The organism is Frankia sp. CcCS3, from assembly GCF_977927575.1.
On the sequence record NZ_CDWRCL010000225.1, the window covers coordinates 1 to 6,729 of the forward strand.

Below are 6,729 nucleotides of genomic sequence, written 5' to 3' on the forward strand. Positions count from 1 at the left end.
CCAAGCCCGTAGCTCCGTGACCTCACGGTTGCGTCAGGAACAAACAAGATCTCCAAGAGGTGTTAGCGATTCATATCAAGGCACGAGGCATGCCACATCAGGTCACAGCAGGCCACGCCGAACCAACATTACGTACAGTTACCAAACTGGCTGGGGTCTCACGCCCACCCCGGTTAACTTCGAAGACCCGAGATACTTCACTCCCGATCCGACTCGACGTCGGGTCGGAATACGTCGAGGGACCGGTCAACCGAACAGGGCCAGGATGGGACCGGCACCGGGATCCGGGGAGCCGGACGCGACAGGACTTCGCGCACCAACTCCGCGAGGAGACCGGCGACAAATTCGTAGCCGGCCGCGTTAGGATGGTAGTCCCCGGGATTCCACAGTTGGGAATCGTGGGCGCGGTCGACGTGATCGAAATCGACGAGGAGAATTCCGTGATTCGCCGCGGTCGAGCGGACATGGTCGTTCGCCTGCTCGATCCTGGCGCGGAGCACGTCCAGGATCGCCGGCGGCGCCGAGAGCCTGGTGGTGAGGTCCGGGAAGGTGAAGGTGAACGCGGTGGTTCCCGGGACCGCGAGAGTTGCGACTAGGTGAGTGAAGTTTTGTTCGAACCTGGCCTGCGAGTAGTCCGCGAGCAGGTCGTTGCTGCCCGCGGCGATCCCGACGAGGGCCGCCGGGGCGGAGGCAGCGACGTCGAGCTGCGTGTCGATGACATCCTGCGTCGTCGCGCCGTTCCGCCCCAGATTGAGAACGCGACTGCGCAGGATACCCAGAGCCGCGGCCATTCTGGGCGCCCAGCCGATCCAGGCGCCGTCGGGCGCCGGGTCACCGCGGCCCTCGGCGAAGCTGTCGCCGACCACGGTGAGCATCGGCGACGGCGTCGGACCGCCGATGATCGGTCGACTGTCCATTACACGGCCGCCGCGGCCAACATGATGGACTCGACGTTCTTCGGCGCGAGAAAGACCGACGACGGCACGACACCCGCGATCATTCCGAAGAACTGCGCGCGCGCCGTCTCATTGTTCGGTAGGGCTCGCCACAGCGCCACGAGGTGTGGCGGGAAGTCCAGCTCGCCCAGCGTCGTGGTGAAATTGAACGCACCGGCCGACTCCTCGTCGCGCAACCGCTGATACTCGGCGAGGGCCTCGCCCATGGGCCGGTCGCCACGCAGCGCCTGGTCCACGTGCTCGGTCAGCAGGTCCGCGCAGCGGAAGGCGTCGGTGATGCCCAGACCGGTCACCGGGTCCTTGTGGTAACCAGCGTCCCCGGTCAGCGCCCAACCCGGGCCATAGGACGTGCGGTAGTAGTTGTCCGGGTAACGGATTCCGTAGTAACGGTCCTCCTGGACGACGCCATGGCTGTCGAGATCCTCGGCGAGCTCGGGCGCGACGCTGCGGAAGGTCCGGCGCAGGCTCCCGTCGATGTCGGCGCGGAACTCCTCGAAATCCTCGAGGTTGCGCATCGCGGTGACGAGAGTGAGCCCGTCATGGGTGGGCCAGCCGGCGCACTGCTCACGGTCACCGAACCGGCTGTGGAACTGCCAGTCCAGCCCACTGAAATAGGAGTAGTAGATGAAGCTGGCCGCCGGCACGACCTTGTAGAAGTCGGCTCCCACCAGGTCACCCACGACGGAGTTGCGGCCGTCGGCGCCCACGACGAGAGTGGCCCGCTCCTCGACGACGGCTCCCGTGGCGTCCCGGCCCACGATCTCCGCGACCGTGCCGTCGTCGTGGCGGATCAGATCGCGGACCGAGAAGCCCTCCCGGACCTCGACACCCGCCGCGACCGCGCCATCGAGCAGGATCTTGTCCAGCACGATGCGGCGCGGCGCCATCGAGAACGCCAGTCCGTCGATCGGGTCAGCGAACCCGCGGATGACCACACCGAGGTGGGACACCGTCATGTCGGTGATCGGCCGGCAGTTGGTCGCCGTGAGTGCGTCGAGCAGCCCCCACTCCCGCAGACGGAGCAGTGCGGCCTGCTGAAGATAGTGGGTGGAGATCGTGTCGCTGGGAAAGGACACGCGGTCGACGAGCAGCACCCGGTGACCGCGCCGGGCAAGCAACATCGCCACAGGTGAGCCGGCGCAGCGCGCTCCCACGACAATCACGTCGTACATGGTCGGAGACTCCCTGAAGTATACCGGTCAACCGATCGTCACACTGACACGACAGGTCCCCGGCGGATGTGTTGTCATTATCCTCCTAGGCATCCTCCTAGACCCCCTATATACCTGCAAGACATCACAAGGTGATGTAATCGCACGATAGGAATCACCAATGGCAAAGGGTTCGTAAAGTCGCCTCGAATTCATCCTGAAGAAACCTGTCCAGCGGATGCTCAGTAACATGTCTGCTCAGTCGGAGATACGATCCCCATTGGAGATGGTTCGCGAGGCGCACTTTCAGGCGAACGGTGACGCGCCACCAAATCTCGAACAACTCCGTTCCGTCATCGATACGATGGTGCCGTTCTGTAACCTGACCGGGGTGCGGGTCGTCGAGCTGCGCCGGGACGGTGGCGTGGCGGAGCTCCCCAACCGACCCGACCTCCAGAACCACATGGGTACCGTGCATGCGGCGGCGCAGTTCCTCGCCGCCGAGGTCTCCGGAGCCGCAGCGTTCTCGGGCGCCCTGGCACCGAGGATCTTCAGCCTCCGCAGCTTCGTGCTGCGCGACTGCCGGATCATGTACCTGCGGCCGGCGGTAGGCCGGATCCGGGCCCACGGTTCAGTGGACCTCGAGGTCGCGCACCCGGCAGCGGAACGGACCGCCGAAGAACACTTCGAGATCCGCGGGGGCTCGCTGCTCTACGACGACGCCGGCACCCTCGTCGCCAAGGCGGAGTTCGACTACCGCGCCTGGTTCGACGCCTCCTGACAAGACACCTGCAGGCAAAACACCTGCAGGCAAAACACCTGCGGGCAAGGCGCCTCCGGCAACAGGAGGGCCCTGCCCGCAGATAAAGCCCGTAACCGCGGCTCTCCCTCGCCCGGGCCGGGACACCCGGGCGAGGGTGTCCCGGCCCGGGCGTCCTCCGCGAGTTCACTGGAGGAAGTCCACGGACGTTACTACGCTCACCATCGTGCCCGGCTTTCCGGCCGCACTCACCAACCTTTATCGGACCCGCTGCCGGAAATACCGATCAGACGATCGGCGATCCGGATGGAAGGAGCGGCACGTGTCCGCAGATGCTCTTGTTCCTACCCCGCCGGCGGCCGCCGGCGAGACCGGGCCCGCGGCGGGAACCGAGACGGAACTCGAGGTCTCCACCGCTGCCGGGACACGGTTCGGCCTGCGTGTTCTTCCGCAGGCCGACGAGTCCGCGCCGGTGATTCTCCTGCTTCCGGCGATGGGGGTTCGGACGAAGTACTACACCCCCTTCGCCGAGGCACTGCGGTCGCTGGGGTACTCGGTCGTAACAACCGATCTGCGCTGGCATCGCCACGGAGCCGCGGCGCTCCGGCGCTCGGCCGGCAGCCGGGGAGGCTACCAGGAGGGTGTCGAGGACGACCTGCCGACGATCACGGCGGCGACGCGGGAACGATTCCCCGGGGCGCCGCTGTTCGTCGTGGGTCACAGTCTCGGCGGACAACTCTCGCTCCTGCGTGCCGCGCGGGAGGCCCCCGACAACGGCGGGCTGAGCGGCCTGGCCGTCATCGGCGCGGGCACCTCGTACTGGCGCGTCTTCAGGCCCCTCCGTTCGGCCTGGGTCCTAGGCGGTTCCACGTTCGTCGCGGGGGTGTCGCAGCTGCTGGGCTACTGGCCCGGGCACCGGTTCGGCTTCGGCGGGCGGCAGCCCAGGGCGCTGATGCTGGACTGGGCCAGAAGTGCCCGCACCGACTGTTACCGGCTGGCCAAGTCGGAGCCCGACCTCCTCGGTCTTCTCGGCGCGGTGACCCTGCCGGTACTGGCCATCTCCCTGGACGCCGACCATCTCGCGCCGCGCCGGGCGGTCGACCATTTCACCACCCGGTTGACGGGCTCGGAGGTCCGTCGCGTCCATCTGGACCGCACGAGTGGATCCACCCACCTCGGTCACTTCGACTGGATGAAGGAACCCGCGGTCATAGCACGCCACGTGGCCGAGTGGATCGACATCGTCCTCGGCCGGAGCAGCACGGGCGCACGGTGACGGGAACCGCACGGTGACGGGCGCCCGGCACGACGAGCGCTGACGTACGTGGTCAGGCCGCCGGCACCGGCGGCGCCGTCGGCACGACCCCCCACGAGCCGCCGAAGGTTCCGCCAGGTGGCAGCACCCGCAGCCCGTCACCGCTGTTGAACCCGTTCGCGGGACACGTCATCGGCTCCACGGCGACACTGCGCCGGCGTTCGTCCGGCCCGAGGGTGTCACCGGTGAACACCTGGAGGTACGGCCAGGCCTCATCGGCCCACACGACGATGCTCCCACCGTCCGGCGCACCGAGCCGGACCCGGGCCCGGCCGTCCGCGTCGCGGTCCAGATCGGTGAAGCAGGTATCGAGGACGACGTCCCCGACCGCGCGGGCGTGCCGGAAGTCGAACGGACCGTCCGTCACATCGGTGGCTCCGATGGGGATGAGTCGATCATTCGTGACCAGTCGGCTGCGCGCCGGTACGGTCAGCAGCACGTCGTCCGCGCGAGTCGGAGCCCCGTCCCGACCGGCGACGAAGAGATAGGGATGCGCCCCCATCCCGACCGGCGCCGGCCCGCTCGACAGGTTCGTCGCACTCATCGTGACCCTGAGACCGTTCGGTCCGAGCCGGTAGTCGGCGGTGAAGGCGACCGTGAACGGGTAGCCGGACTGGGCGCGCAGCACAAAGGGCCCGGACCGCCGACGGGCCGGACCGGTCGAGATCCCACGCGGACCAGCGCGTCAGGCCGTGGATGGCGTTGCCGGTGGCCACCTCATTCACCGGCAGTTGCTGGACGGTCCCGGCGAAGGTGTAACGGCCGCCGTCGATCCGGTTCGGCCACGGCAGTAGGAGCTGTCCCCGGCCGCGGGCCGCCATCGCGGTCACGCCGTACCCGTCGAGCACGGCCACACCCCCCACCTCGAAGGTCCGCAGCCCGCCGCCGACCTCGACGACCGTGGCTCGCGCGTCTCCGTAGACGATCTCGACCTGCTCCCCGCTGGGTGCCACCGGCGCGCCCGTTGACGCCGGCGACGGAGTGCTCGTCGCGGTTCCGCTCACTGTCGCCATCCCTCTTGTTCGAACTTGTTCGAAGCAGCCGCTCCGCACCGTGATTCTCGCTTCCCACCGGGCGGCCCCGACCGTCCGGTTCACCACGGTTGACAGACGGCTTGTCTTCGTTTCGAGACAGCCTGTCTTTCACTGGGCATGCTGTCTTCCATCGGACGGCCAGTCCATCGAACGTAGGGTGCAGTCATGTCTCCCCGTCGCTACGAGCAGCGGCTGCGCACGGCTGGTGCGGACCAGACCCGCCGCCGGATCCTCGACGCGATGTACGAACAGCTGCCCCGGCTCGCGAGCGTAGAGGCGGTCGCGCGGCAGGCGGGCGTGGCCCGGTCGACGGTCTACCTGGTGTTCGGCTCCCGGGCAGGGCGGTTCGACGCCCTCACCCAGGACGTGCTCGATCGGGGCGGTTTCGCGGACCTGGTGCAGGCCGTGCAGGATCCGGACCCACTCGTCCACCTGCGCGGCGGGATCACCGCAAGCGTGCGGGTGTACGCCGGGCAGCGCGACGCCCTGTGGGCCCTGCGCTCGATGGAACAGGCGCTCGACGGCGCGCTGCGACGGGCCGAGCAGGACCGTCTCGGCGGGATGGAACATCTCGCCGAACGCCTGGCCGCCCACGGCCTCCTGCGCGTGCCGGTGGCCGCCGCGGTCGACGTCCTCTGGCTGCTCACCAGCTTCGACGCGTTCGACCTGCTCTACACCGGCCGCAGGCTGCCGGTCGACGAGGTCGCGGCCCGGCTCCTGGCGACCGCCGAGCACGCGCTGCTCTGAACCGGCTCACATCCCGCTGGAGCTGCCCGAAGGCGGCGATCGACCTCGTCCTCGCCCAGATGGAGACCTTCGCCAAGGGGACGTAATGAAGTAACAAATACGTGATCGAGAGCATCATCGCAGGTCACAGGCCTGTGGAGGGTTCGAAACGCGCAAGTTATTTCATTTCGACTCCCAAGGACTGGTCCCCCGCCGACCAGTAAACGACACTTCTCCCTGGTCATCAAGCAACCAATGCAGCAACCAATGCGCTGACCGGAAGAGCTGCCGCCCCCCACGTTCCCCGCCTCTTACGGAGATCGATACTCCTGTACCGGACGTGTACTGGACGATAAGAGATGACCTTAACCTCGCCGAATTCGTCGAAGTTCAAAGCCTGTGAATTTCTGCTGGAAGGCTTGGGCGGGCGAAGCCGCGTTAGTACTGGGTGGTCGCGGCCAGGGCCAGCAGAACCAGCGCGCTCACCGCGGCGGTCGTGCGGATGCTGTTGAAGAAGTCCCAGCGTGCCCGCTGCTCCCGCCAGTCGGCCGGCGGAGACTCCGGCCGCCAGGTGGCCATGGCATTGTTGATCGGAAGGTCGCCGCGCACGGTGACCAGGATGTTGGTGAGGACGCAGGCCGCCGCGATGCCGGCCAGCACCGCGCAGGCCGTCGCACCGGTGACGCCAGCCGCGACGGCCAGGGCGATCGTAGCGATCAGGTTTGTAATCTGCAGCAGTTTCATCATCCGCGGGTAGCTGATATCGAACGCCTGCTTGACCATTACG

At 67.4% G+C, this 6,729-nt stretch carries 7 protein-coding genes and 1 pseudogene; 3 read left to right on the forward strand and 5 right to left on the reverse strand.

The features are described 5' to 3' along the window. Nucleotides 1-197 precede the first annotated feature (197 nt). Entirely contained in the window at nt 198-917 is a 720-nt protein-coding gene (locus tag AC08OQ_RS16385; protein ID WP_476612172.1) for an SGNH/GDSL hydrolase family protein, read from the reverse strand. Next, nucleotides 917-2,128: an NAD(P)/FAD-dependent oxidoreductase gene (locus tag AC08OQ_RS16390; RefSeq protein WP_476612173.1), complete on the reverse strand. Its 1,212-nt coding sequence runs from the start codon at nt 2,126-2,128 to the stop codon at nt 917-919. Before AC08OQ_RS16390 ends, AC08OQ_RS16385 begins: the two co-directional genes overlap by 1 nt. A gap of 265 nt (nt 2,129-2,393) precedes the next feature. On the opposite strand from AC08OQ_RS16390, the gene AC08OQ_RS16395 reads away from it, so the two are divergent. Together AC08OQ_RS16395 and AC08OQ_RS16400 are read left to right on the forward strand one after the other, a co-directional pair. Next, nucleotides 2,394-2,888, forward strand: coding sequence for a PaaI family thioesterase (locus AC08OQ_RS16395; RefSeq protein WP_476602125.1), 495 nt, complete (start codon nt 2,394-2,396; stop codon nt 2,886-2,888). A gap of 301 nt (nt 2,889-3,189) precedes the next feature. Beyond that, nucleotides 3,190-4,143 carry an alpha/beta hydrolase family protein gene (locus AC08OQ_RS16400; protein ID WP_476602126.1) on the forward strand — a complete coding sequence of 318 codons (954 nt, stop codon included), beginning with the start codon at nt 3,190-3,192 and terminating at the stop codon, nt 4,141-4,143. A gap of 52 nt (nt 4,144-4,195) precedes the next feature. On the opposite strand, the gene AC08OQ_RS16405 is transcribed toward AC08OQ_RS16400, so the two are convergent. After that, nucleotides 4,196-4,810, reverse strand: a complete 615-nt coding sequence (locus AC08OQ_RS16405) for an aldose epimerase family protein (protein WP_476602127.1) — start codon at nt 4,808-4,810, stop codon at nt 4,196-4,198. An 82-nt stretch (nt 4,811-4,892) separates the two neighbouring features. After that, nucleotides 4,893-5,195: pseudogene (locus AC08OQ_RS16410) on the reverse strand (aldose epimerase family protein); the annotation flags it as partial. Nucleotides 5,196-5,381: 186 nt separating this feature from the next. Here AC08OQ_RS16410 and AC08OQ_RS16415 point away from each other — a divergent pair. Then, nucleotides 5,382-5,963 carry a TetR/AcrR family transcriptional regulator gene (locus tag AC08OQ_RS16415; protein ID WP_476602128.1) on the forward strand — a complete coding sequence of 194 codons (582 nt, stop codon included), beginning with the start codon at nt 5,382-5,384 and terminating at the stop codon, nt 5,961-5,963. 417 nt (nt 5,964-6,380) lie between these two features. On the opposite strand, the gene AC08OQ_RS16420 is transcribed toward AC08OQ_RS16415, so the two are convergent. Then, the coding region (locus tag AC08OQ_RS16420) for an anthrone oxygenase family protein (protein ID WP_476612174.1) at nt 6,381-6,729 on the reverse strand (349 nt) is incomplete at its 5' end.